Below are 25,567 nucleotides of genomic sequence, written 5' to 3'. Positions count from 1 at the left end.
GGACTCTGATATCAGTCCTCTTTTAAAACAAAGCGTGAATTTGCTTATTAAATTGGTCAATATCTAAGGTTTGATGGCGAACAAACTCCTGCGCCACCAGATTAAAAAATTCTAATTTATCTAATTGTGTGGATTGAGTGCCGTGTCCCATACCGACGACTTTTAAATGGGTAAGCTCTGGATAACGTTCAGCATGAAGACAATCAATGCGATTGGATGGGTCATAAATAATATAACCTTTGGCATTGCCCAAATCTCGATCATGGTAGCCGCTTTCCCAAGCAAACTGCTGAGCAAGCTCAGTACTCGGCCGATCATCCCAAGGCACTAACGCTTTATTTTTAGTGCTAACAGGATAAAACAACAAAAGATGTTCTAGTTTCAGCAAGTTAGCGAACGCGCCAATTGCAAAGCCACCTCTACTTTGCCCATAACCTAAACGACATTTGAAGGGATGAAGCAACTCAGATAGCTGCTCCAGAAAGAAAATCAAATTCCGACTACGGAACCAATTACTTTGTCCTAAATGTTGAAAGGCAATAATGTTTACTTGTTGTTGTATTCCGAGCTCGTAGCCCCAAGGAGAAAAATCCGGAGTTAAATCTTGTACCTGCACATCAGTACCGGAAGGAGAAAATGTAAACAACAATGGCTTGTTAAGATCGACGAGTTCATACTTCACAAACACATCATCAAGTAAATCGTAGCCAGAGATAGGTAAAGCCATCTCTTGTTCTTGTTGAGTAAGAGCTTGCCATTCATCTAACCAGTAAAGTAGCTTCATTTTTTCTCCAAGTGCATCCGCAGTATTTAGACTGGAACTCTATCAAAATGCGTTTAAGCATCCCACGTTGAGACTTAAGAAAGCTCTATTTGAAGCCCAAATGAGACGTATGGAAATGTCTTCGATTGAAGGTATTACTGCGTAAACTAAACCCAAAGTAGGTACGCAAAAACTTGGAGAAAGAGCTAGAGAAAAATCAATTAGAAGTTTCGATAACAGCGGTTAAAAAACAGCAGATACAAAAAAACCGCTGTAAGAACAGCGGTTTTTTAAAAGTGGCGGAGAGATAGGGATTTGAACCCTAGATACGCTATTAACGTATGCCGGTTTTCAAGACCGGTGCTTTCAACCACTCAGCCATCTCTCCACAAATTGTCACTAAAACTTAGTCTTATACTATTGATGCTAATTTTTAGTTTTGCCTTCAGTTATCTCAATTAAAGAGAACTTGAAAGCGATGTTTAAAGCCTGGCGATGTCCTACTCTCACATGGGGAAGCCCCACACTACCATCGGCGCTATTTCGTTTCACTTCTGAGTTCGGCATGGAAATCAGGTGGGTCCAAAACGCTATGGTCGCCAAGCAAATTCTTTAATCTGGAAAGCTGTTTTTTTAATTCTCGTTCTTACACATTCAATGTTCTTTCATTGAGTCCATCAAAACCCCTTGGGTGTTGTATGGTTAAGCCTCACGGGCAATTAGTACAGGTTAGCTCAACGCCTCACAACGCTTACACACCCTGCCTATCAACGTCGTAGTCTACGACAACCCTTTAGGATACTTAAAGTATCAGGGAGAACTCATCTCAAGGCTCGCTTCCCGCTTAGATGCTTTCAGCGGTTATCGATCCCGAACTTAGCTACCGGGCAATGCGTCTGGCGACACAACCCGAACACCAGAGGTTCGTCCACTCCGGTCCTCTCGTACTAGGAGCAGCCCCTTTCAATTCTCCAACGCCCACGGCAGATAGGGACCGAACTGTCTCACGACGTTCTAAACCCAGCTCGCGTACCACTTTAAATGGCGAACAGCCATACCCTTGGGACCGACTTCAGCCCCAGGATGTGATGAGCCGACATCGAGGTGCCAAACACCGCCGTCGATATGAACTCTTGGGCGGTATCAGCCTGTTATCCCCGGAGTACCTTTTATCCGTTGAGCGATGGCCCTTCCATTCAGAACCACCGGATCACTATGACCTGCTTTCGCACCTGCTCGAATTGTCATTCTCGCAGTCAAGCGGGCTTATGCCATTGCACTAACCTCACGATGTCCAACCGTGATTAGCCCACCTTCGTGCTCCTCCGTTACGCTTTGGGAGGAGACCGCCCCAGTCAAACTACCCACCAGGCACTGTCCGCAACCCCGATAAGGGGTCGACGTTAGAACATCAACACTACAAGGGTGGTATTTCAAGGACGGCTCCACGCAATCTAGCGACTGCGCTTCAAAGCCTCCCACCTATCCTACACATGTAGGGTCAATGTTCAGTGCCAAGCTGTAGTAAAGGTTCACGGGGTCTTTCCGTCTAGCCGCGGGTACACTGCATCTTCACAGCGATTTCAATTTCACTGAGTCTCGGGTGGAGACAGCGTGGCCATCATTACGCCATTCGTGCAGGTCGGAACTTACCCGACAAGGAATTTCGCTACCTTAGGACCGTTATAGTTACGGCCGCCGTTTACCGGGGCTTCGATCAAGAGCTTCGACCGAAGTCTAACCCCATCAATTAACCTTCCGGCACCGGGCAGGCGTCACACCGTATACGTCATCTTGCGATTTTGCACAGTGCTGTGTTTTTAATAAACAGTTGCAGCCACCTGGTATCTGCGACTCTCAATAGCTCCATCCGCGAGGGACTTCACCGTCGAGAGCGTACCTTCTCCCGAAGTTACGGTACCATTTTGCCTAGTTCCTTCACCCGAGTTCTCTCAAGCGCCTTGGTATTCTCTACCCGACCACCTGTGTCGGTTTGGGGTACGATTCCTTACAATCTGAAGCTTAGAGGCTTTTCCTGGAAGCATGGCATCAATGACTTCACTACCGTAGTAGCTCGACGTCGTGTCTCAGCCTTAAGAGAAACCGGATTTACCTAATTTCTCAGCCTACACACTTGAACCTGGACAACCGTCGCCAGGCCCACCTAGCCTTCTCCGTCCCCCCATCGCAATTGTAAGAAGTACGGGAATATTAACCCGTTTCCCATCGACTACGCCTTTCGGCCTCGCCTTAGGGGTCGACTTACCCTGCCCCGATTAACGTTGGACAGGAACCCTTGGTCTTCCGGCGAGGAGGTTTTTCACCCCCTTTATCGTTACTCATGTCAGCATTCGCACTTCTGATACGTCCAGCATGCGTTACCACACACCTTCAACCGCTTACAGAACGCTCCCCTACCCAATGCACTAAAGTACATTGCCGCAGCTTCGGTTTACTACTTAGCCCCGTTACATCTTCCGCGCAGGCCGACTCGACCAGTGAGCTATTACGCTTTCTTTAAATGATGGCTGCTTCTAAGCCAACATCCTGGCTGTCTGAGCCTTCCCACATCGTTTCCCACTTAGTAGTAATTTGGGACCTTAGCTGGCGGTCTGGGTTGTTTCCCTCTCCACGACGGACGTTAGCACCCGCCGTGTGTCTCCCGGATAGTACTTACTGGTATTCGGAGTTTGCAAAGGGTTGGTAAGTCGGGATGACCCCCTAGCCTTAACAGTGCTCTACCCCCAGTAGTATTCGTCCGAGGCGCTACCTAAATAGCTTTCGGGGAGAACCAGCTATCTCCAGGTTTGATTGGCCTTTCACCCCTAGCCACAAGTCATCCGCTAATTTTTCAACATTAGTCGGTTCGGTCCTCCAGTTGATGTTACTCAACCTTCAACCTGCCCATGGCTAGATCACCTGGTTTCGGGTCTATATCCAGAGACTGAACGCCCAGTTAAGACTCGGTTTCCCTACGGCTCCCCTAGATGGTTAACCTTGCCACTGAATATAAGTCGCTGACCCATTATACAAAAGGTACGCAGTCACAGGACAAAGCCTGCTCCTACTGCTTGTACGTACACGGTTTCAGGTTCTATTTCACTCCCCTCACAGGGGTTCTTTTCGCCTTTCCCTCACGGTACTGGTTCACTATCGGTCAGTCAGTAGTATTTAGCCTTGGAGGATGGTCCCCCCATATTCAGACAGGATATCACGTGTCCCGCCCTACTCGATTTCACTGAACACACGTCGTCAACTACGGGACTATCACCCTGTATCGTCGGCCTTTCCAGGCTGTTCGTCTAACGCGTGTAAAGCTTAAGGGCTAGTCCAATTTCGCTCGCCGCTACTTTCGGAATCTCGGTTGATTTCTTTTCCTCGGGGTACTTAGATGTTTCAGTTCCCCCGGTTCGCCCTGTTGAGCTATGTATTCACTCAACAGTAATACCTTATGGTATTGGGTTTCCCCATTCGGAAATCCCAGACTCAAATGGTTTTTACTACCTAATCTGGGCTTATCGCAAGTTAATACGTCCTTCATCGCCTCTGACTGCCAAGGCATCCACCGTGTACGCTTAGTCACTTAACCATACAACCCGAAGGAGTTTCGAGTTGATGTTCAAATCACCAAAGTTGTCTCTCATTATTTGAATGAGCGAGAGACATTCGATTTTGCCGGACTCATCTCTTTATCTTCATTTTTAGAAAAAATGAAAACAAAAAGCCAAGAACACTTGAATGTGTTTTTTGGTGTTTATCTTTCGATAAACATTGAGAACTTTACAAACAACAATAAATTGTTGTTTTGTCAGCTTTCCAAATTGTTAAAGAGCTATGTTTCTTCACAAGGAAGTTACATTTTCTAAAGACTTTCAGAGTCAAAAATACCAACCAGTATCAATTGCTTGTTCTGGTTTGGACGTTTTATTCCAAAAATACTTAGAGAATGGTGGGCGATACCGGGCTCGAACCAGTGACCCCCTGCTTGTAAGGCAGGTGCTCTCCCAACTGAGCTAATCGCCCACATTGTTTTGATTTCCGTGGAAGGAAATGGTGGGTCGTGCAGGATTCGAACCTGCGACCAATTGATTAAAAGTCAACTGCTCTACCAACTGAGCTAACGACCCAATGGTATCCCGTAGGGGAGTCGAACCCCTGTTACCGCCGTGAAAGGGCGGTGTCCTAGGCCTCTAGACGAACGGGACACTAAGTGAACATCTTGGGGGATGTTCTATCTCTTAAACTTTATAAACCGTATCAATCTGTGTGAACACTCATCGCAATAATCATCGTTTAAGGAGGTGATCCAGCGCCAGGTTCCCCTAGCGCTACCTTGTTACGACTTCACCCCAGTCATGAACCACAAAGTGGTAAGCGTCCCCCCGAAGGTTAAACTACCTACTTCTTTTGCAGCCCACTCCCATGGTGTGACGGGCGGTGTGTACAAGGCCCGGGAACGTATTCACCGTGGCATTCTGATCCACGATTACTAGCGATTCCGACTTCATGGAGTCGAGTTGCAGACTCCAATCCGGACTACGACGCACTTTTTGGGATTCGCTCACTTTCGCAAGTTGGCCGCCCTCTGTATGCGCCATTGTAGCACGTGTGTAGCCCTACTCGTAAGGGCCATGATGACTTGACGTCGTCCCCACCTTCCTCCGGTTTATCACCGGCAGTCTCCCTGGAGTTCCCGACATTACTCGCTGGCAAACAAGGATAAGGGTTGCGCTCGTTGCGGGACTTAACCCAACATTTCACAACACGAGCTGACGACAGCCATGCAGCACCTGTCTCAGAGTTCCCGAAGGCACCAATCCATCTCTGGAAAGTTCTCTGGATGTCAAGAGTAGGTAAGGTTCTTCGCGTTGCATCGAATTAAACCACATGCTCCACCGCTTGTGCGGGCCCCCGTCAATTCATTTGAGTTTTAATCTTGCGACCGTACTCCCCAGGCGGTCTACTTAACGCGTTAGCTCCGAAAGCCACGGCTCAAGGCCACAACCTCCAAGTAGACATCGTTTACGGCGTGGACTACCAGGGTATCTAATCCTGTTTGCTCCCCACGCTTTCGCATCTGAGTGTCAGTATCTGTCCAGGGGGCCGCCTTCGCCACCGGTATTCCTTCAGATCTCTACGCATTTCACCGCTACACCTGAAATTCTACCCCCCTCTACAGTACTCTAGTCTGCCAGTTTCAAATGCTATTCCGAGGTTGAGCCCCGGGCTTTCACATCTGACTTAACAAACCACCTGCATGCGCTTTACGCCCAGTAATTCCGATTAACGCTCGCACCCTCCGTATTACCGCGGCTGCTGGCACGGAGTTAGCCGGTGCTTCTTCTGTCGCTAACGTCAAATAATGCAGCTATTAACTACACTACCTTCCTCACGACTGAAAGTGCTTTACAACCCGAAGGCCTTCTTCACACACGCGGCATGGCTGCATCAGGCTTGCGCCCATTGTGCAATATTCCCCACTGCTGCCTCCCGTAGGAGTCTGGACCGTGTCTCAGTTCCAGTGTGGCTGATCATCCTCTCAGACCAGCTAGGGATCGTCGCCTTGGTGAGCCCTTACCTCACCAACTAGCTAATCCCACCTAGGCATATCCTGACGCGAGAGGCCCGAAGGTCCCCCTCTTTGGCCCGTAGGCATCATGCGGTATTAGCCATCGTTTCCAATGGTTATCCCCCACATCAGGGCAATTTCCTAGGCATTACTCACCCGTCCGCCGCTCGACGCCGTTATCGTTCCCCGAAGGTTCAGATAACTCGTTTCCGCTCGACTTGCATGTGTTAGGCCTGCCGCCAGCGTTCAATCTGAGCCATGATCAAACTCTTCAATTTAAGATTTTGTTCGGCTCAATGAATACTGAACATTACATAAGTAATGTTTGAATTGACTGTGCTGAGTCTTTCGACTCAATGGTCACTTCGTTTCATTGAAACCTAATTTGAAGCCGAAGCTTCTAATTGGATTATCATCAACGAGTGCCCACACAGATTGATAGGTCTATATTGTTAAAGAGCTTGCTTCGTAAGCTTTGCTATCGAAGCGGAGGCGTATTCTAAGGAATTAATTTTCAGTGTCAAACACTTTTTTAAATTAATTTTTAGAAGTTTTCTTTCGCCTTCTTGCCAACCGCTTTTGCGTTTCCGCTTTGCCCTGACAACGGAGGCGCATTATAGGGAGATGATTTTTCTTGGCAACCCCTTTTCAGAAAAAAAATCAAAAAAAAGCGTCGAATGATTAAATCTCACTCAAACGCTTAATTTTAGCACTCAGTTGTTAACTTCAAGTAGCAAATAGGCAATCAATATGTGTCTAGCCAAGACTCTTCAAAGCCTGTGATATCGAGACTCATTGATTGCGCCGCTTCGATTTGCTCGATAGCCTCCAATTCTTTATTTACACTGCTCATCGTCAGTGTGTTGTTGTCTAGCTCAAACACCTGACTTTGAGTCGTATAGTAGAACTTAAGGATCGTCAGCGCTTTTACATCGCCATTGTTCGCGGCTGCTTTAATGCTTTTTAGTTTACGAAAGATCTTGTTGTGCAGCTGCTTGAGTTTCCAAACGTACAGCACTTCTTCCATGTATGGTCGAGTTTTAATTTGATTCAATAAAGAGAGGGAAGTTGCAACTGCGAGAACGACACCAATCAAATTCCAATGGAAATTGCCCGTTGATTGTTCTGGTACGACTTCAGTGTTGCCAAACAAAACAATCAACAAGGTACTAAAGGCAAGAGAGGAGATGGCGAGCAACGCAACAAAACCGCCAATCACAAGGTTTACTTTCTTTTTATAAATGTCTTTATTTATCTGTTTGATTTCCATATACCACTCCTAACAGGGTTGCCTCCTATTCTAACCAGCACACCCAGCTCCACAATCGAAGCTTTGTAAGTAAGTTCACATTTGCTATTAAACTCGCATCCCTTCCCTGCTTGGGTATATACTTCCGCGCATTCACTCTTCCTATATAGAGGCTAAATTCATGCGCTCTTTTGTTTTACGAGCTCGCGCGGCGCCAACCACCAGCAAAGCACTGTTAGAAGGTGTTGGTAATGAAGCGCATACAGAGATTCTTGCTCATACCATGATGAACACGATGTTCGTTGCTCAATCACACCGTGAAGATGTGGTTGTTCACTTGGTTTTAGAAAGCACAAAAGATTTCTCACGCACCATTACTATTCGCTCTAACGACATCACCAACATTGGCGGCTTCCATGAGTCAACCTTGATTGCAGCAGTGGCTCGCGCTTTGGATGCTTCGGTTGGTATGGGCAAAGAGCAACTTCGTGAAGTCGAACCTGGTATTACCGTTCGTACAGTGAGCTTTGAACGCCTAGTACAAGAGCTGGCAGAAGATCACCAACTATATATGCTGGATAAGAAAGGCGAATTTGTTCGTGATGCAGAAATTGGTGAAAATCCATGTTTCTTGCTAACTGACCATATACCGATGCCGAAGAAGTCTTTTAACAGCTTGAAGCGCCTTGGCACAGAGAAAATCAGCTTAGGTCCTAAGATGCTTTTCGCTTCTCAGTGTGTGGTATTGATCCACAATGAGTTGGACATTCGCGAATTTTAATTCTCGCGAGTTAATCACTCTATAAAAGAAAGAGGACTCCATTGAGTCCTCTTTTTGTTTCTATAGGAATGCTACGTTTACTTACCACCAATGCTCAAGCGTGCAAAGCGAACGTCTGGCGAGAAGAAAGTGCGGCTATCGTTAATTAACTGAGTATCACCCACTGCCTCAACTTCTTGCAGCATCTTGTAGAAGTTACCCGCTACTGTAATACCACGTACTGGTTGAATGCGCTCACCATCACGGCACAAGAAGCCACTCGCCCCAAATGAGAAATCACCACTCACTGCATCCGCACCAGAATGGACACCTTGAAGCTCGACTAACTCTAGGTACTCTCCCGCTTTTACTTCTGATGCACTGCTGTTGCCTGTCGCAATCACTTTGTGATTCGCTGATACGTCTAGGCTCGATTTTGCACCGCGAGCGGCACTTGCTGTCGAGACTGCGCCCAAGTAACTTGCGGTCTGGCTGTTGTGTAGCAAGGTTTTCAACTCACCATTAGCAATCATGACATTATCTTGAGTAGCGAAGCCTTCACTATCAAAACTCGCGATTGCCATACCATTTGGCATGTAAGCCGTATCAGTAAAGGTAATTAAATCACTCGCAACACGTTGACCAAGCTTGTCACCCAGTGGCGTAATGCCTTTCATCGCGCTTACGCCAGAGAAAGCACTGCCGAAAGCACCGAATAAACTTGCTAGCGCATTGATGTGGAAAATAGCAGGGTAGTTACCTGTCGCAACCGGAGCGCCTTCCAGAAGATCACGAGCAAGGTTGTAGCCACCTTCTATACAGTAAGCTGGATTCAACTCATCAAAACGGCGACCCAGTGACATTCTACCCGCCATTGACTGTTTGCCGTCTTTTTCAAACAAGGTATACGCGTAACAAGTGAACGAGCGCTCGAAGTGTTGACACAATGTGCCTTGAGTATTGGCAATGATCAGTTGTGTTTCGCCATCGCTGTAACCATTGTAAGGTGCGCTAGAAGCGTGAGGCAGAGCCACTACGCCTTGCTCAAGTGCGAGAGACAGTTCGATTTTTTCGTCAACAGAAGTGGTATCTTCTTGCACAATCTCAGCAACATCAGTCGTGATTTGGCTGTTAACGCAACTAATAGTCTGATGTTCATCTTGCTTGGAAAAGCGAGCACTTTGCAGCGCATTAGTTAGCATTAAATCCAAGCTTGGTTGCTCTAACGACTCAGAATAGCTTGTTGCAACACGCGCATCTTTCACAACACGAACACCCAGAACTTGGCTTGAGCTTACTTTGTACTCATCCAGCTTTCCTTGGTTCGCTTTCAAAGAAAAGCTACTGTTACGGTTTACAATTACGTCCGCTTCTGCACCTTGGCGTTTTGCTTCTGATAGGACGTAATCAACCGCATTAAGAAGTTGTTGTTCTTGGCTCATTAGTTACCGCCTCCTACCAGAATGTTATCGACTTTCAGCGTTGGCTGACCGACAGTTGTTGGTACTGAACCACTCACGGAACCACACATGCCCGGCGCAAGCGCCATGTCTTTGCCGACCATGCTGATTTCTTTCAACACTTTTGGACCCGTGCTGATCAGCGTTGCTGTTTTCAGAGGCTTGGTGATTTTGCCATTTTCAATGAGGTAGGCTTCACGAACAGCAAAGTTAAACTCCCCCGTACCCGGTTGAACAGAGCCACCGCCCATCTTCTTCGCATAGATACCACGTTCGATGCCTGCCAGCATGTCATTAAGTGAATGCTCGCCCTCTTCGATAAAGGTGTTACGCATGCGCGAGGTTGGTGCGAACTTGTAGTTTTGACGACGACCAGAACCCGTAGGCTCATAACCTGTCTTCATGCCACCCATTTTATCGACCATGAAGCTGGTTAGCTTACCGTCTTTGATCAGTTGAGTGCGCTGAGTCTTCATACCTTCATCATCAATGTGAATCGAGCCCCATTCGTTGGTCATGGTGCCATCATCGACTGCATTCACTGCGGTGTGAGCAACCATTTCGCCCATCTTGTCGTGGAAGACTGATGCTTTCTTCGCAACTGAAGTGGTTTCTAGCAAGTGACCACATGCTTCATGGAAGATAACGCCGCCAAAGCCGTTACCAATCACCACCGGCATTTCACCCGATGGACAAGCATCCGCGCCAAGTTTTACTAACGCTTGCTGCGCGATAGTTTGACCTAGCTCTTTGGCATCAAGCTGTTCACTGAATTCCCAACCAGCAAGAGCGCCAGGACCTTCCATACCAGAAGACTGCTCATTACCTTTTTGCGCGACAGTGTTACCAGCAACACGAATGTAGTGGCGAGTATCGTCAACGTGTAGACCTTCTGAGTTGAAGATAGACACTTGTTGCTCGCGCTGAAGAACGCTGCCAATAAACTGGCTGATATGTTCACTCTCAGCACGTGCGGCTTGGTCAACTTTCAATAGAAACGCGATTTTTGAATCTAGGTTAGCATCCTTACCTAGCGGCATGCGGCAACCATGTTGGATTGGGTAGCGGTTCAAATTCAAAGAACCCGCTGACGCGATTTGCTCACGCTTGTCTTTTGCAGCAAGCAGCGAGGTTACGCGCTTTAGTTCGGCTTCATCTGTGCTGTTGGTGTAACCGTAAAGCACCTTATGACCGAAAAAAAGACGAATACCGATACCAAAATCGATACCCGAGTTAACCTTATCCACTTCACCAGATGCGATCTGGACAGTGTTGGTTTGGTGATGTTCAACGAATAGTTCAGCGAAATCAGCCCCCAAAAAGAGCGCATGATCGATCACTGACTTCGCTGTTACAGAATTAAGCATGAAGTCTCCTTGCTCGATGATCGTCTTAGCCTTCCTAATTAACTGTGAAAAAGTTCAACAAAGTTAAATTGGCAACACGTTAAATTTTAACAGTTTTTTAACCTTGTTTTGTGCTAATCCTTGCTTAACGAGACCACGATTATTTATTAAATATTCCAGGTTCTACTCATTCACCAGAGCGTTGCACTAGTAAATTCCACCCAGCAAACCATTTAGGTGCTTACTTTATCACTCACCTCGCATAATTGAATACTCATTATAATTACGCTCAAAAAACGTATCCCTTCCGCAATGGTCCTGCTATCATCCGAACGAAATAGTCGGGGGGCCACACGACAAGTGTTGGCTGAGATCGAAATTCGAGACCCGTTGAACCTGATTCAGTTAGCACTGACGTAGGGAACTATGCACACTTTGCCTTTCGTCGCCCCTCTTAGGTAAGCGATAGCGATCGAAAAATCGATCTATCTGCAACGGTCAAAGTCAGTTCCTATACGTCTTGTAGTAGGAGCGACCATGACGCAGCAATCACAACCTCATTCACATCACACGCCAGCCTTGCCTACCCCTATCGTATTGACCATCGCGGGCTCAGACAGTGGTGGCGGTGCAGGTATTCAAGCCGACATCAAAGCGATGTCCGCAACCGGCAGTTTTGCTTGCTCGGTAATCACGGCGATTACTTCGCAAAATACCCAAGGCGTTTCTGCGATTTTCCCCATTCCTCTCGACCATGTAGAGAGCCAACTTGATGCAGTATTTACCGACCTCAACATCGTTGCAGTCAAAGTGGGCATGCTGGCAGATTCCAACATCATCAAAGTCGTTGCAGACAAAATTAAACAATACCAGCCAAAACACCTCGTGATTGACCCTGTGATGGTGGCCACCAGCGGCGATCTATTACTGGAACAGTCGGCAATCAGCACTTTAAAAGAAGAATTGATTCCGCTCGCAGACATCATTACCCCTAACCTACCCGAAGGCGCAGCATTGACGGGTAAGCCAATGCCTCAATCAGAATCTGAAATGAACGATATGATTACCGACCTTCGTGCGCTTGGCGCCAAAGCTATTCTGCTCAAAGGCGGTCACCTTGAAGAAAATGAAAACAGCAACGATCTGCTTATCATGCAAGACAGTGCCGAGTTAATTAGCGCCAAGCGATTTCCAACCAAAAACACTCATGGCACAGGCTGTACACTTTCTTCCGCCATTGCGTCTTATCTTGGCCAAGGCAACAACCTACACAAAGCGGTGCACCTGGGTAAGCAGTACATCAGCCAAGCTATCGCACACGCTGATGAATTGGATGTAGGTAAAGGCCATGGCCCTGTGAACCACTTTTTTGCGGGTCATACTTATGTTCGCTAACGCGATTGGCATTCAGCTTTCCGATGCTAGTCTGCGATACAAAGACAGCCAAACACCAACGCTAGCAGGGTTGAGTATGACTATTCCTGCTAATCAATGGACAGTGTTACTTGGTCGCAGTGGCTGCGGGAAAACCACAATATTGCGTTACTTAGCTGGCCTACTGGATGACCAAGTTGACTGGCATGGCGAACTCATCACAACGGATGGCGCTGCACTGCATGACCGTATCGCTTACATGGCTCAGCAGGATTTATTGCTACCGTGGTTGAATGTGTTAGACAACGTCTGCCTCAGTTCTCGATTTTCTCAAGTGCAAGCACCAGAGCAAAATAGACAACGTGCACTGACTTTACTAAGCCAAGTGGGACTCGCCGATTACGCGGATGCTAAGCCAGCTCAGCTCTCTGGCGGCATGAGACAACGTGTTGCCCTTGCTCGCACTCTGATGCAAGACAAGCCTCTAGTTCTGATGGATGAGCCTTTCTCTGCACTGGACGCGGTTACTCGTCATAAGTTGCAAACCTTGTCTGCCGAATTGCTGAAAGATAAGACGGTTGTTCTGATTACCCACGACCCACAAGAAGCGGTGCGATTAGCTCACCAACTCTATGTGTTGCAAGGCACACCTGCGCAAGCTCAGCACTTGGTCGTTCCAGACTCCAAGCCGCCCCGAGTTCTCGATGGAGAGTGCGCGGCGTTACAACAAGCGATTTTGGATCAACTGGAGAAAGACTATGAGTGATATGACTCAGTACAACTCCGTTTCGGCACGCATTAGTAAAAAAGAACGCGTGACCCATCCGGCTCTGCGCTTGGTCATTAGCACAGCGGTGATCTTGGGATTGTGGCAGTTGGTTGTTGTGGGATTCGACATGCCAAGCTTCATCTTACCTTCACCAATTGAAGTGCTGGATAGATTGGTCACTCGTTACGATGTCTTGCTCAAACATACTTGGGTTACCGCGCAAGAGATTTTACTTGGTTTGGCGCTTGGATTATCAATGGGTTTGCTGTTCGCATTGCAAATGCTGATGTTCGAACCGCTGAAGCGTTGGTTACTGCCCATTCTGATTGCTAGCCAAGCGATCCCTGTGTTCGCCATCGCGCCAGTACTCATGCTTTGGCTGGGTTACGGCATTGCATCGAAAGTCGTCATGGCGGCGATCATCATCTTTTTCCCCGTCACCACATGTTGCTACGACGGCTTACGTAATACACCAACAGGTTACCTCGACCTTGCCAAGACCATGGGCGCGTCTAAATGGCAGTTACTTCGTCATATTCAATTGCCAGCCGCCCTACCAACTTTAGCCTCAGGCATTCGTGTTGCCGTCGTTATTGCGCCGATTGGAGCAGTGGTCGGTGAGTGGGTAGGTTCAAGTGAAGGCTTGGGTTATCTGATGCTCCAAGCTAATGCTCGCATGATCATTGATGAGATGTTTGCGGCGCTGTTTATCCTAGCCGTGCTGTCTATCTCATTCTACTTCATCACCGATAAATTATTGAAAAAAGCCATCCCTTGGGAAAGCAAGTAATTGCCGAAAATAACCAAAGGAAATTGGGAAAGAAAAGGAAGAACCCCGTGAATAAAAACAAACTTATGAGCGCTGCTGCTCTACTCGCTTCAGTGGTATCAACCAACGTCCTTGCCGCTGAAAAAGAGATGACACTGATGTTGGATTGGTTCGTCAATCCAAACCATGGTCCTATCGTGATTGCCAAAGAGCGCGGTTACTTCAAAGAACAAGGTTTGAAGGTCAACATTCAGGAGCCGGCAGATCCAAGCACGCCACCTAAGTTGGTCGCGGCGGGTAAAGTCGACATGGCGATTTCTTACCAACCAAGCCTAACCATCGATGTCGCGGCTGGTTTGCCACTAATCCGCTCTGCGACTTTGATTGCTACGCCACTCAACACGTTGATGGTGTTGGACAACGGTAAGAATGAAAACCTTGGCGACTTGAAAGGCAAGAAGATCGGTATTGCGATCGCAGGCAACGAAGAAGCGGCAATCGGCACCATGCTAACGCAAGAAAACGTGAAGTTTTCTGACGTACAAATCATCAACGTAGGTTGGGCGCTGTCTTCGTCTCTTGCGTCTGGCAAGGTGGATGCGATTTGGGGCGGTCTACGTAACTTCGAAACCAACCAACTGGCACTAGAAGGTTATAAAGCTAAGGCCTTTTTCCCTGAAGAACACGGCGTGCCAGCGTATGACGAGTTAGTCTTCGTTGCCAATGCAAAAACCTACGACAAAGAAGCCATCAAGGCATTTAATAAAGCACTTGAGCAAGCGACCACTTACATCGTCAACCACCCTAAAGAGTCTTGGAAAGAGTTTGTCGCTTACTCACCAGACACGCTAAACAACGAGCTCAACCAACGCGCTTGGAATGACACGTTAACTCGTTTCGCGCTTCGCCCATCGGCAGTTGACCTAAAACGCTACGACGATTACGCCGAGTTCATGTATTCACAAAAAATCATCGAAACGCTACCAAAAGCGAAAGATTACGTACCGAGCTTTGACTAATTACGAGGCTGCCACATTATGAAATACCAAGATTTGATCGACGCTTGCCGCCAAGATTGGCAAGAATACACTGAGCATGCTTTCGTGCTGCAGTTGGCGAAAGGCACTCTGGCTCAACCTTGTTTTCTGCACTATCTAAAGCAGGATTTTCTTTTCCTAAAGCAGTACGCACGAGCTTACGCATTAGCGATCTACAAAGCGCGTACTTTGGATGACATGCGCCGTGCTCTCCCAAGCGTACATGCATTGCTCGATTCTGAAATCGCCCACCACGTGACTTACTGTGAGCAATGGGGACTGACAGAATCCGATCTAGAAAACGAGCCAGAAGATTTCGGCACTGTGGCTTACACCCGCTACGTATTGGATGCTGGCATGACGGGCGATCTTGTTGATCTATACGCGGCACTAGCGCCATGCTCTATCGGTTATGCCGTTATCGGTAAGATGCTGATTGAAGATGAAAAGACAGTAATCGAAGGCAATCCATACGCAAGTTGGATCAATCTCTACGGTGGTGAAGAGTTCCAATCTGGTGTCGCAAAAGGTGCAGAACACTTTAACCAGTTATTGGCGGAAATCGACATCAATAGCCAGCGTGGTCAAAACCTGATTCAGGTATTCAAAACTGCAACGCGTATGGAAGTAGCATTCTGGCAACAAGGTCTGAATGCTCAGCAAGATTAATCGGAGAGTCTCATGTTAATTGAACAAATCACCCAAGCATTAACCGCAGTACGCCAGCAAAAGCCATTAGTCGTCAACATCACTAACTACGTGGTGATGAACAACACCGCAAACGCGCTATTGGCTATCGGCGCTTCTCCAATCATGGCGCACTCCAAGCAGGAAATGGCAGAGATGATGTCGTTCGCGGGCTCACTGGTTATCAACATTGGTACCCTAGACAGCGTTTGGACACCTCGTATGAGCTATGCCGTAGAGCAAGCCAATGCCAATGGTAAAATCGTTATACTCGACCCAGTCGGTTGTGGAGCAAGCTCACTACGTACCGAGACATCACGTGAAATCGCACGCCTTGCAAACAAGCTGATCATCCGTGGTAACGCCTCAGAAATCATTGCTCTTGCCGGCGAGCAAGCACAAAGCAAAGGCGTCGATGCGTTAGACAGCAGCGACACAGCACTTGGCGCTGCCAACTTCTTAGTCACAGAGTATGATGCAAGCGTGGTGATTTCTGGCGAGACCGATTACATCGTCACGAAAGGGCAAACCGTGCAACTGAACAATGGTCACGAGATGATGCCATACGTAACAGGAATGGGCTGTACGCTCACGGCACTAACGGGCGCTTTTGCTGCCGTTGGTGATGACACTGGTCTCGCAGCAGCAGCGGTACTAGGTGTTGTTGGCGAGATTGCAGCGGAACAAGCTCGCGGCCCAGGTAGCCTGCAAATGAACCTGTTGGATGAACTTTACCAGTTGGATGAAGAAACATTGGCGAAGCGCCTCAAACTGCACGTGCAATAAGCTTTTATCTCTTTTAACACTAGCCTCTCAATCCTCTTTCAATGAGAGGCTTAAAGGAAACCCAATGAACGCCTATCGTTTATATTTGGTCACCGATGACCAACAAGATTTAGCCACACTAAAGCGTGTTGTGAGAAAAGCCGTGGAAGGTGGCGTGACCATGGTTCAAGTCCGCGAAAAACACGGTGATGTGCGTGCATTTATTGAACGAGCTCAAGCCGTGAAGACGATCCTTGAAGGCACTGGCGTCCCGTTAATCATCAATGATCGTGTTGATGTTGCCCTTGCCGTCGATGCCGATGGTGTTCACCTCGGGCAATCAGACATGCCAGCAGAGATCGCTCGTCAATTGATTGGCCCAAACAAGATCCTCGGCTTATCAATTGAGACTGAAGATCAGCTGGCAGAAGCAGACTCTCTGCCGATTGATTACATCGGCTTGAGTGCCATCTTCGCTACGCCAACCAAAACCAACACCAAAAAACACTGGGGTATAGAAGGTTTAAAAATGGCGCTGAACACCACGTCCTTACCAATCGTCGCTATTGGTGGCATCAACGAAACCAACATTCCTGTTCTGAGTGCGACAGGTGTACATGGTTTGGCTTTGGTTTCTGCCATTTGTCATGCAGAAAACCCAACCAAAGCAGCAGAGTACTTACTTTCTCTGATGGATTAAGACCCCAACGCTTAAGGATGAGCGCCTTTACCCTCCGGATAAATGTCATCAATTCATCACTCAACCTTCATTCTCTCGTCAAATTGACAAAGCGTTGATAAGTTTTTCACGCCAGATAACGTAAGATAAGCCCCTTATTTTCACGTGGTTGAATAACCCTCAATAAAAACAAAACGCTCTCAATGAAAACCAAAAAATATGGATTGATGATGCTCGCCTTGTTTGTTCTTGGCATCATCCCAATGTCGCTGTTTGGCTCTTATCACGATCTCACCTCACAGGTGCCTGAAAGTCTGGGTATTACTTTTACTTTGCTCACAGATTCTGCTGGTAGCAAAGGCTTTTTAATTACGTTAACGCTACTACTGCTTTCTTTATTTCGCTTTAAACCAAGTCGCATTGAGTGGATGCAAAAACTCTCAATGTTAGGGTTGTTACTTGTGATTGGCTTTGCCAGCAAAACGGGGCTCAAACTGATGACAGAAAGCCCGCGTCCCTACACGGAATTGCTCGCAGCAGAACAATTGATTGAAACACCAGAAACGTTTTATCAGTTGGATACAAAGCAGCAAGCCAACGTAATTAACCAGATTTCTGAACACGTCAGTGATTGGCGAACGCGCCATTGGCAAGGCGAGAAAGACTATTCTTTCCCGTCGGGCCATACGATTTTCGTTTCGATTTGTTTGGCTTTCTTTGGTGGGTTGTTCTTACAGAACAAGTGCTATATCTCTGCACTGTCATTATGGATGTGGGGAATGAGTATCGCATATAGCCGCTTATGGCTGGGCATGCATCGCCCTGAAGATTTAATAGGCTCGGTCTTGTTTGTCGCGATTGTATTTACTTTACTCCCGACATTTCAAATTAAGAAACAGATGCCGTTTGTTTCTCTTGCTTCACGCTAATGTGAACGATTACTAGAAAAAAAAGAAGCCAGCGATTCGCTGGCTTCTTGCTTTCAAGCGCTACTTTTTTCTAGCCATTTTTTGGTGGTTCAAACGCTGTTAGTTCTAATTCTGGGCCAGTGTATTTTTCAATACGAACCAGCGCCGAGTTCGCCGCACAGCCGTTTGCAAGTCGAGAGGTCGGAATATCCAACGTTAACACGTTACAACCGCCGTTCTTACAAATGCCGGTTTTCGGATCCAGATCCGGCCAACCGCCTTCATGAATACACACTGAACCTTGCTTGATTCGGTCAGTGACTTCTGCGCCGACCAATACTTGGCCACGGTTGTTAAACGCACGAACTAGATCGCCCGTTTTAATACCACGCGCTTTCGCATCTTCAGGGTGAATCCAAATAGGTTCACGGTTTGCAATTGCGTACTCTTCGCGAATCTTCGCGTAGTTAAACTGGCTGTGTAGACGATGTGCTGCGTGCGCGGTCATTAACTGCAACTCGCCATCTTTTGCATTGCCGGTGTACTCGGTTGGTGCCATCCACGTTGGGTGTGGAGGACAGTCTTCCAACTGGTAACCTTCAATGGTTTTCGAGAAGATTTCGATCTTACCACTTGGTGTACCGAGTGGATTCATGATCGGGTCTTCACGGAAATCTGCGTAACGAACAAACTGTGCGTTCTTCTCGTTCCACTTCATCTCGATCAGTTGGTTATCTTCCCAGAACTTGCTGAAGTTCGGCATTGCTACGCGAGAGCCACGGCCACCTTGTTGCGCCGCCTTGTAGAAGCCGTACAGCCATTCCATTTCAGTTTTGCCTTCGGTGTATACGTCACGGCCACCCGGAGCTAGCATCTCTGCCATGTCCGCGAATACATCGAAATCATTACGCGCTTCACCTTGCGGCTCAACCACTTGCTTCATTGGCACCAAATGTTGGTTACTGTAGTCACCCGTCATCGTTAAGTCGTTACGCTCGAACGATGTGGTAATTGGCAGAACGATGTCCGCATGCTTCGCAGCCGCCGTCCAGTAAGGCTCTGAAATCACGATCAGTTCAGGCTTTTGCCACGCTTTGATCAGACGGTTGGTGTCTTGGTGGTGAGTAAAGTTCGCACCACCTGCCCACCAAATCATCTTGATGTCCGGGAACGTCAGTTCATGACCGTTATGATGGTAGGATTGACCTGGGTTTTCCAACGCCTCGACAATACGCGCCACAGGGAAGCTTTGCACCGCGCCAGACACCGCCCAGTCGTTCCCCGCAGAAGAGCCGCCACCCAGCGATGCCGAAATCGCAGGAAGTACGCCAGCATCACGAGCAGGGTTACCACCGTTTGAGTAGTGGTAAGAGAAACCAAAACCACCGCCCGGTAAACCGATTTGACCCAACATTGTTGCCAGTGTAACCAGCATCCAGTGACGCTGCTCACCGTATTGTTGGCGCTGCATGCCCCAACCAGCCATCAGCATGGTGCGGTTTTTACTGAAGATGTCAGCCAGTAGCTCAAGTTGCTTCGCAGGTACGCCACAGATTTGTGATGCCCATTCTGCTGATTTTTCTACGCCGTCTTCTTCGCCCATCAGGTACGCTTCAAACTTGTCGTAACCTGCGGTGTATTTATCGAGGAAGGCTTTATCGTGCTTACCTTGTTTCACTAAGGTGTGTGCGATACCCATCATCATTGCCACGTCGGTCATTGGGTGAGGAGCAATCCACTCCGCATTCTCGCCAAAGAACTCGATGGTTTCAGAACGAATTGGGTCAATCGCAATGATCGTCTTGCCTGATTTTTTCAATTGATGGAAGAATTCAAGACCAGCACAGTCTGTTGAGCTCCACGCGATTTTTAGGGTGTTGATTGGGTTTAAGCCCCAAAGCACAACCACATCACTGTGCTCTAGTACCACTGGGTACGTGGTTTGTTGCTCGTACACTTCGATAGAGCCCACAACGTGCGGCATGATGATCTGCGCAGCACCCGTTGAGTAGTCACCCAAGTGGCCTGAATAACCGCCCGCCATGCTCATGTAACGTTGCAGCAAGGTTTGTGCTTTGTGCAGCACGCCACTTGAACGCCAGCCGTAAGAACCAGCAAACACAGAAGCCGGGCCATATTCTTTGCGAATTCGCATGTGCTGTTCGTGGATCAGCTTGTAAGCCTCATCCCAAGACACACGCACAAACTCATCACTACCGCGCACACCTTCTGGCGACGATGGGTTTGCCAAGTAACCTTTGCGAACCATTGGGTACTTAACACGCGCTTTAGTGTGCACTTGGTCAGGACCGGTGCTTTGTAGGCTGTTTGGTACCGTTTGTGGCAATGCGTTCGTGGTTGAAACCAGCTTACCGTCTTGCACTTCACACAGCATTGGGCCCATGCGGCCCGCCGTTAGAATGCCTTTGCCGCGAGCATTAGAAGAAGCAACAGACATAGGTGCAAATGAAGTGAATGCCATTGCACCAGCCGCCATACCAGTGCCTTTTAGAAATCCGCGACGGGTCATATTAGTCATAATCTTATCCTTCTATTTATCGTTAGTGACCAACCACATCTTTCGCGTGGTGCTGGAAGAACTTGGTTAGAATTTCTAGGTTCTCGGCTGAAATATCAGTTCGATCACCCATACTTTTCGCTACCGGTCCCCATGCATTCACTGTGAAGTGATTTGAAGGAATTTTCGCGTGACAAGTTGCACAGTAAACGTTGTCCAACTCTTCTGCGTATGACCATACTGGTTCAAGCGTGTCAACAACTGGAGAATCAATAGCGCCAGTTAGAGAAACCGCGCGCCATTCGTTGCCGTAAACATCTGCCTCAAATTCACCAGTTTCAAGCGCTTGTTGGCCTTGCTCTGTTAGCGTTGCAACGATGGCACGTTGACCTTCTCCCATGTAAAGCACTTGCTCTGCGCCTTTCATTTGGAATGCGTTCAACTTAACAGTGCGGTTGTCGCCTTCAGAGCTGATTACTTCCAACTTCGTCGTTGGGTTAATTTTACCCATCTCACCCATTGCGATTTCAGTCACAGGGTAAACAACCTTGGCATTAGGTGATGTTTTTGTGGTGAAGCTCATCAACGTTTCAAATGCCTTGCTGTCTAGCTCTGCTTCTGGTGCAAAGTGCGCCACACCTTTATGACAATCGATACACGTTTGATCGTTTGCTTTCGCGTAAGCGTGCATCTTCGCCGCATCACGTGATTGCTCAAACTCTTCCATTGCATCGAAATCATGACACGAACGACACGTCGCTGAATCATTTTCACGGAACTGAGCCCATACCGTTTCAGCCATATCTTTACGATGTGCTTCATATTTCTCTGGCGTGTCGATCTTACCTGTCACAAATTCATGGTAGATGTCTTTCGACGCGCGAATTTTGGTGATCAGGTAATCCATTGGTTCTTGAGGAATATGACAGTCAGAACATTCCGCGCGAATGCCTTTCGCATTACTGAAGTGCACTGAGCCTTGGTACTCTTTGTAAGGGGTTTCCATAGAGTGGCACGAGAGACAAAATTCAGTATCTGAGGTGTAATGCATTACTGCCGCACTCCCCCCCAAAGTTAACCAGCCCACACCAATGCCGGCAGCAACCAGCAGTGCAACATATCGTTTTTTTATTGACATAATTAGCAACACTTCCAAATAAAATGTAATTATAGGTCGCAAATTACTACTTTATGGGTAGTCCTCTCTTGATCCACATCATTTCCGTGTTGCTCTGTATGCCTCAAGTATGAAATTTTGTTATTTGCATCTCAAAGATGAATATATGGCAATAATCCATTACCCAGCCAACTATTCACCACATAAATCACTTTTATGAATGCAACTATTTGATTAAACAGATAAGAGGATGAGAGACTGAATCTCCACATTGATGCAGTAAGGACACGCATGTCAGTTTACATCGAGACGCACAGAAGCCAATTAAGACCCATCAAAGCCAGTGACTGGGAACTCTTTCAACGATTACTTTCCGAACAAGAGGTTATTGCGCTCTGTTTCGATCGTCCCAGCGAAACAGAAATAAGAGAAAAATTTGCTTCGCGATTATTACCATGGACCCCAAATAGCCAGCATTGGCTTTGCCTTGTAATACTCGATAAGCAATCTGAACAACCCATCGGCATCACTGGCTTTGCTACTGAAAACGGTAAGGCAGAGGTAGGTTACTTACTTTTGCCGGAATTTCATGGCCAACAGTTTGGAACAGAAACTCTTCAAGCGCTTCTATATTGGGCAACCTCGACACATAACATCAACCACTTTTCCGCGACGGTCACTGAAGGCAATATTGCGTCAGAACGTGTCCTGATAAAATGTGGTTTCGAACTCATTGAGGTCATTCCAGACGCATACCAAATTGGTGGCAAACCCTACGCCGATAAAATCTACTCACTACAAAAATAAGGACGTATTTTGAATAAAGTAGTCATCATTACCGGCGCAAGCCGAGGCATTGGAGCCGCAACGGCGAAAAAGCTGGCCGAGCAAGGCTATCGCGTTTGCGTTAATTACCGCACTCAGCAAGAGGCCGCCGACCAAGTTGTGGCAGAAATACAAGCAAACGGTGGCAAAGCGATTGCCATAGCCGCAGACGTAGCCGATGAGAAGCAAGTGCTCTCCTTGTTTGATGAAACAGAACGTGAATTTGGTGCAGTGACGCACTTGGTCAACAACGTTGGCATCCTATTTACTCAATCGCCTTTGTCAGAAATTAGCTTGGAACGCTTTCAGAAAGTAATGAACACCAATGTGAATAGCTGTTTTCTCTGCTGTCGAGAAGCGGCGAGGCGATTCAGTGCAGGCGGTGCAATTGTGAATGTCTCCTCTGGAGCGTCGCGCTCAGGAGCGCCATTTGAGTATGTCGATTACGCCACATCAAAAGGCGCGATGGATACCTTAACTAAAGGGCTCTCGCTAGAGTTGGCAGAGCGCAATATTCGCGTCAATGGCGTTCGACCTGGTTTCATTTACACTGATATGCATGCCGACGGCGGAGAACCAAACCGAGTAGATAGACTCAGCCCTCAAATTCCTCTTAAACGCGGTGGCACGGTAGAAGAAGTAGCAAATGCGATCGCTTGGCTATTAAGTGACGAAGCCTCTTATGTCACAGGATCATTTATCGATATTGCAGGGGGCAGATAGAATGCAAGTCCATATCCGACAAGCAACTCCCGATGATTTAGACGAAATTTTTCAGCTTAATTTTCAAATTAATTCACTGCATTTTGCGAATGCGCCAGAAGCCTTTGTTGCGCCTTCAGAAGCTGACCGTAAATTTCTTGCACAAGCACTAGAGAACAAAGAGCGACTCTTTTTGATTGCCGAACGCGAACAGCAAATTCTCGGCTTCTTAACCGCGATGATCACCCAAAACGACACCGTCAGTTTTCTGATCAAAGACCCAATTTGTCGCGTGGGAACAATTGTTGTCGATGAAGCGCAAAAGCAGCAAGGAATCGGCCGCCAACTGCTCCAAACCTGTGAGCAATGGGCGCGCGATGCCAATGCCACACAAGTTCGATTGGAAGTGATGGAATTCAATCAGCCAGCACAGCGCTTTTACGATAATCAAGGTTTTAAAACTAACTCACGCATTATGCTGAAACATTTGTAACGATAACGACAATTAAGCGCTTTTCACGACTAAACCCACCTAAATCGCATTTATCGATGCAATTTCCCCCCCTGATTTTAGAAAAAGACGATATGATGTGCGGATAAGGAGATTCGAACATGATTTATCTTTTCGATTGGGGGAACACCTTGATGGTAGATTTCCCTCACGCACAAGGAAAAATGTGCGATTGGGAACACGTAGAAGCAGTTCCTCAAGCCAGAGAAACACTGGCAATACTTTCCCAAAATCATCCCATCTACATTGCGACCAGTGCATCTGATTCCAACATGGAAGAGGTTCAGCGTGCATTTGTTCGCGTCGACTTAGACCAATACTTAAATGACTATTTTTGTTTTGCCAACCTCGGCATCGCTAAAAACCAACCTGAGTTTTATCTCGCCATCGCAAAACAGTTAGAGGTTAACGTGAGTGGAATAACCATGGTTGGCGATTTACCTCACAAAGATATTTACCCTGCGATGAAAGCGGGCGTAAACACAATTTGGTTTAACCCAACGGGCGCTGATGCACCAGCCGAAGCCATTCCTAAACAAATTCGTTGTTTATCTGAGCTTATCCCCTAACCGTTACTAACCTGCACTAATCAAGGAAGATGAATGCAAATCAGATCCATCAAGGTGAGCGATATCGCGCGCTTCACCGCGCTGTGGAATCGAGTGTACTCCGAAGGGGAATTTTTGATTTCTCCTGCACCCGATAACACAACGCTTCGCAGAATCCTGCAACGTGTGGAAAACGAGTCCATCCCTCAGTTTGTCGCGTTTGACCGCCAAAAACTTATCGGTAGTGTTGAAATCTACCCAGCTGAGATGTGCGGTTACGAAAGAGAGCAACGCCTTCGCGTCGGTATTCTTGGTATTCACATCGACAAAAACTACCGAGGCAAAGGATTGGGGCGAAAACTGTTGGCTGTCGCGATCGCACGTGGTTGGGAATTTGGTTACGACCAAATCGCACTCTACGTATACAAAACCAACACACCAGCGATTGCTTTGTATGAACGGTTTGGATTTGAACATCAGGGGGAACTTGGGGAAGTGACCTTGCCAAATGGTAAAGTCTTGATGAGTCAAAAAATGGTATTGTATAAAGCGCAAAGCCGTTCGAAAAACCCAGATTTGTAGAGTCACGATAACCGTTGTTCGCAACACTTATTCGGGGTTAACACCCTTGCGTCACATGCCCTCGAACAATTGAATCGTTAGAGGCTTGATTCACGTAGTAGAAATAGCATGCTTCTTCTGCCAGTGTGTAACCTTGCGGCCAAATGTACACAACGCGATCAACACCCGATTTATCTAAGAACTGATAATCAGGAATCGCGACAAAATGAGCACTGTTTGGGTGCTGCTGACCGATGATGCAAAAATCACTGCCTTTGCACGGCACGTCAATTTTCGAATAACCTCTGGCTGGTAGATCGATTTCTAACAAAGCTCGAATACTATCGGCACTCGCTTCTGGCATGCCTTTGCGTGTTTTGACATGTCGGTCAATGTAGTGAACGTGCTCTTGGCCGTAAGCGTTATCAATCACTGATTGAGCATGAAAGAATTTGAGAGCCGTACCCAAAGAAGACTGAGAACTGTGCAGCATCGCAGCGTATGCTTGGCGATGAATATCGAGTAGTACTGGTAAAGCAGCTAATGCGATGAAAGCCAAAGTGGTGAGCACTATGGTGATTTCCATCAGCGTAAATCCCTTTGATTTCACGTTTCTTATCTCAACTAGCCCAAGACAATAGCCCCACATC

At 47.3% G+C, this 25,567-nt stretch carries 21 protein-coding genes, 4 tRNA genes, 3 rRNA genes and 1 riboswitch; of the genes, 14 read left to right on the top strand and 14 right to left on the bottom strand.

What is annotated here, in order from left to right; genetic code table 11:
- Nucleotides 1-22: 22 nt before the first annotated feature.
- The 9 genes from UQW94_RS06125 to UQW94_RS06085 all read right to left on the bottom strand — a co-directional run bounded on the left by UQW94_RS06125 (nt 23) and on the right by UQW94_RS06085 (nt 7,602).
- Entirely contained in the window at nt 23-784 is a 762-nt protein-coding gene (locus UQW94_RS06125) for a cytosolic protein (RefSeq protein ID WP_115386909.1), read from the bottom strand.
- Between the two features lie 276 nt (nt 785-1,060).
- A tRNA-Ser gene (locus tag UQW94_RS06120) sits at nt 1,061-1,151 on the bottom strand.
- Between the two features lie 99 nt (nt 1,152-1,250).
- Nucleotides 1,251-1,367: ribosomal RNA gene (gene rrf, locus UQW94_RS06115) — 5S ribosomal RNA — on the bottom strand.
- A 94-nt stretch (nt 1,368-1,461) separates the two neighbouring features.
- Nucleotides 1,462-4,352: ribosomal RNA gene (locus tag UQW94_RS06110) — 23S ribosomal RNA — on the bottom strand.
- Nucleotides 4,353-4,710: 358 nt separating this feature from the next.
- Nucleotides 4,711-4,786: transfer RNA gene (locus tag UQW94_RS06105), tRNA-Val, on the bottom strand.
- A 28-nt stretch (nt 4,787-4,814) separates the two neighbouring features.
- Nucleotides 4,815-4,890 (bottom strand) — tRNA-Lys (locus UQW94_RS06100).
- Between the two features lie 2 nt (nt 4,891-4,892).
- Nucleotides 4,893-4,968, bottom strand: a tRNA-Glu gene (locus UQW94_RS06095).
- Between the two features lie 89 nt (nt 4,969-5,057).
- Nucleotides 5,058-6,610: ribosomal RNA gene (locus UQW94_RS06090) — 16S ribosomal RNA — on the bottom strand.
- Together the 16S, 23S and 5S rRNA genes with 4 tRNA genes alongside form the textbook arrangement of a ribosomal RNA operon.
- Before the next feature lie 467 nt (nt 6,611-7,077).
- Nucleotides 7,078-7,602 (bottom strand): DUF3087 domain-containing protein, encoded by a 525-nt coding sequence (locus UQW94_RS06085; protein ID WP_033907183.1) that lies wholly within the window; start codon nt 7,600-7,602, stop codon nt 7,078-7,080.
- A 160-nt stretch (nt 7,603-7,762) separates the two neighbouring features.
- On the opposite strand from UQW94_RS06085, the gene trmY reads away from it, so the two are divergent.
- Nucleotides 7,763-8,362 (top strand): tRNA (pseudouridine(54)-N(1))-methyltransferase TrmY, encoded by a 600-nt coding sequence (gene trmY / locus UQW94_RS06080; RefSeq protein WP_017634347.1) that lies wholly within the window; start codon nt 7,763-7,765, stop codon nt 8,360-8,362.
- A gap of 77 nt (nt 8,363-8,439) precedes the next feature.
- Here trmY and UQW94_RS06075 read toward each other — a convergent pair whose 3' ends face one another.
- Together UQW94_RS06075 and UQW94_RS06070 are read right to left on the bottom strand one after the other, a co-directional pair.
- Complete coding sequence (locus UQW94_RS06075; protein WP_154204139.1) at nt 8,440-9,783, bottom strand: TldD/PmbA family protein; 1,344 nt, start codon at nt 9,781-9,783, stop codon at nt 8,440-8,442.
- Nucleotides 9,783-11,168: a TldD/PmbA family protein gene (locus UQW94_RS06070; protein WP_017820998.1), complete on the bottom strand. Its 1,386-nt coding sequence runs from the start codon at nt 11,166-11,168 to the stop codon at nt 9,783-9,785. The genes UQW94_RS06075 and UQW94_RS06070 overlap by 1 nt, the downstream gene beginning before the upstream one ends.
- 311 nt (nt 11,169-11,479) lie before the next feature.
- Nucleotides 11,480-11,587, top strand: a riboswitch (TPP riboswitch).
- A gap of 97 nt (nt 11,588-11,684) precedes the next feature.
- Between UQW94_RS06070 and thiD the strand changes: the two genes are divergently transcribed.
- The 8 genes from thiD (at nt 11,685) to UQW94_RS06030 (ending at nt 18,156) form a co-directional block, all read left to right on the top strand.
- Complete coding sequence (gene thiD, locus UQW94_RS06065; RefSeq protein ID WP_005383329.1) at nt 11,685-12,542, top strand: bifunctional hydroxymethylpyrimidine kinase/phosphomethylpyrimidine kinase; 858 nt, start codon at nt 11,685-11,687, stop codon at nt 12,540-12,542.
- Nucleotides 12,532-13,287, top strand: a complete 756-nt coding sequence (locus UQW94_RS06060) for an ABC transporter ATP-binding protein (protein WP_033907185.1) — start codon at nt 12,532-12,534, stop codon at nt 13,285-13,287. Before thiD ends, UQW94_RS06060 begins: the two co-directional genes overlap by 11 nt.
- Nucleotides 13,280-14,080 (top strand): ABC transporter permease, encoded by an 801-nt coding sequence (locus tag UQW94_RS06055; protein ID WP_322142097.1) that lies wholly within the window; start codon nt 13,280-13,282, stop codon nt 14,078-14,080. The genes UQW94_RS06060 and UQW94_RS06055 overlap by 8 nt, the downstream gene beginning before the upstream one ends.
- A gap of 47 nt (nt 14,081-14,127) precedes the next feature.
- A complete protein-coding gene (locus UQW94_RS06050; protein WP_322142096.1) occupies nt 14,128-15,078 on the top strand; it encodes an ABC transporter substrate-binding protein in 951 nt (316 codons plus the stop codon).
- Between the two features lie 18 nt (nt 15,079-15,096).
- A complete protein-coding gene (gene tenA, locus UQW94_RS06045; protein WP_322142095.1) occupies nt 15,097-15,765 on the top strand; it encodes a thiaminase II in 669 nt (222 codons plus the stop codon).
- A 12-nt stretch (nt 15,766-15,777) separates the two neighbouring features.
- Entirely contained in the window at nt 15,778-16,569 is a 792-nt protein-coding gene (gene thiM, locus UQW94_RS06040; protein WP_322142094.1) for a hydroxyethylthiazole kinase, read from the top strand.
- A gap of 64 nt (nt 16,570-16,633) precedes the next feature.
- Nucleotides 16,634-17,248, top strand: coding sequence for a thiamine phosphate synthase (gene thiE, locus UQW94_RS06035; RefSeq protein ID WP_213966462.1), 615 nt, complete (start codon nt 16,634-16,636; stop codon nt 17,246-17,248).
- 182 nt (nt 17,249-17,430) lie between these two features.
- A complete protein-coding gene (locus tag UQW94_RS06030; protein WP_322142093.1) occupies nt 17,431-18,156 on the top strand; it encodes a phosphatase PAP2 family protein in 726 nt (241 codons plus the stop codon).
- A gap of 70 nt (nt 18,157-18,226) precedes the next feature.
- Here UQW94_RS06030 and UQW94_RS06025 read toward each other — a convergent pair whose 3' ends face one another.
- Both UQW94_RS06025 and UQW94_RS06020 read right to left on the bottom strand, forming a co-directional pair.
- Nucleotides 18,227-20,674 (bottom strand): trimethylamine-N-oxide reductase 2, encoded by a 2,448-nt coding sequence (locus tag UQW94_RS06025; protein WP_322142092.1) that lies wholly within the window; start codon nt 20,672-20,674, stop codon nt 18,227-18,229.
- 22 nt (nt 20,675-20,696) lie between these two features.
- Nucleotides 20,697-21,791 carry a NapC/NirT family cytochrome c gene (locus UQW94_RS06020; RefSeq protein WP_005374302.1) on the bottom strand — a complete coding sequence of 365 codons (1,095 nt, stop codon included), beginning with the start codon at nt 21,789-21,791 and terminating at the stop codon, nt 20,697-20,699.
- Nucleotides 21,792-22,061: 270 nt separating this feature from the next.
- Here UQW94_RS06020 and UQW94_RS06015 point away from each other — a divergent pair, with 270 nt between their 5' ends.
- From UQW94_RS06015 to UQW94_RS05995, 5 genes are all read left to right on the top strand, one after another.
- Nucleotides 22,062-22,577 (top strand): GNAT family N-acetyltransferase, encoded by a 516-nt coding sequence (locus UQW94_RS06015; protein ID WP_262639087.1) that lies wholly within the window; start codon nt 22,062-22,064, stop codon nt 22,575-22,577.
- 9 nt (nt 22,578-22,586) lie between these two features.
- The gene (locus UQW94_RS06010; RefSeq protein ID WP_104980318.1) at nt 22,587-23,318 is read left to right on the top strand and encodes a glucose 1-dehydrogenase; all 732 of its coding nucleotides are present in this window, start codon (nt 22,587-22,589) and stop codon (nt 23,316-23,318) included.
- Between the two features lies 1 nt (nt 23,319).
- The gene (locus tag UQW94_RS06005) at nt 23,320-23,790 is read left to right on the top strand and encodes a GNAT family N-acetyltransferase (RefSeq protein WP_062730850.1); all 471 of its coding nucleotides are present in this window, start codon (nt 23,320-23,322) and stop codon (nt 23,788-23,790) included.
- A 119-nt stretch (nt 23,791-23,909) separates the two neighbouring features.
- Entirely contained in the window at nt 23,910-24,377 is a 468-nt protein-coding gene (locus UQW94_RS06000) for an HAD family hydrolase (protein WP_213966459.1), read from the top strand.
- A 33-nt stretch (nt 24,378-24,410) separates the two neighbouring features.
- Entirely contained in the window at nt 24,411-24,938 is a 528-nt protein-coding gene (locus UQW94_RS05995; protein WP_213966458.1) for a GNAT family N-acetyltransferase, read from the top strand.
- A 37-nt stretch (nt 24,939-24,975) separates the two neighbouring features.
- Here UQW94_RS05995 and UQW94_RS05990 read toward each other — a convergent pair whose 3' ends face one another.
- Complete coding sequence (locus tag UQW94_RS05990; protein WP_225455765.1) at nt 24,976-25,566, bottom strand: type II secretion system protein; 591 nt, start codon at nt 25,564-25,566, stop codon at nt 24,976-24,978.
- Nucleotide 25,567 lies beyond the last annotated feature (1 nt).

The organism is Vibrio sp. PBL-C16 (assembly GCF_034321865.1).
Taxonomy (GTDB): Bacteria; Pseudomonadota; Gammaproteobacteria; order Enterobacterales; family Vibrionaceae; genus Vibrio; species Vibrio alginolyticus.
This window is presented reverse-complemented; position numbering and strand designations above follow the sequence as displayed.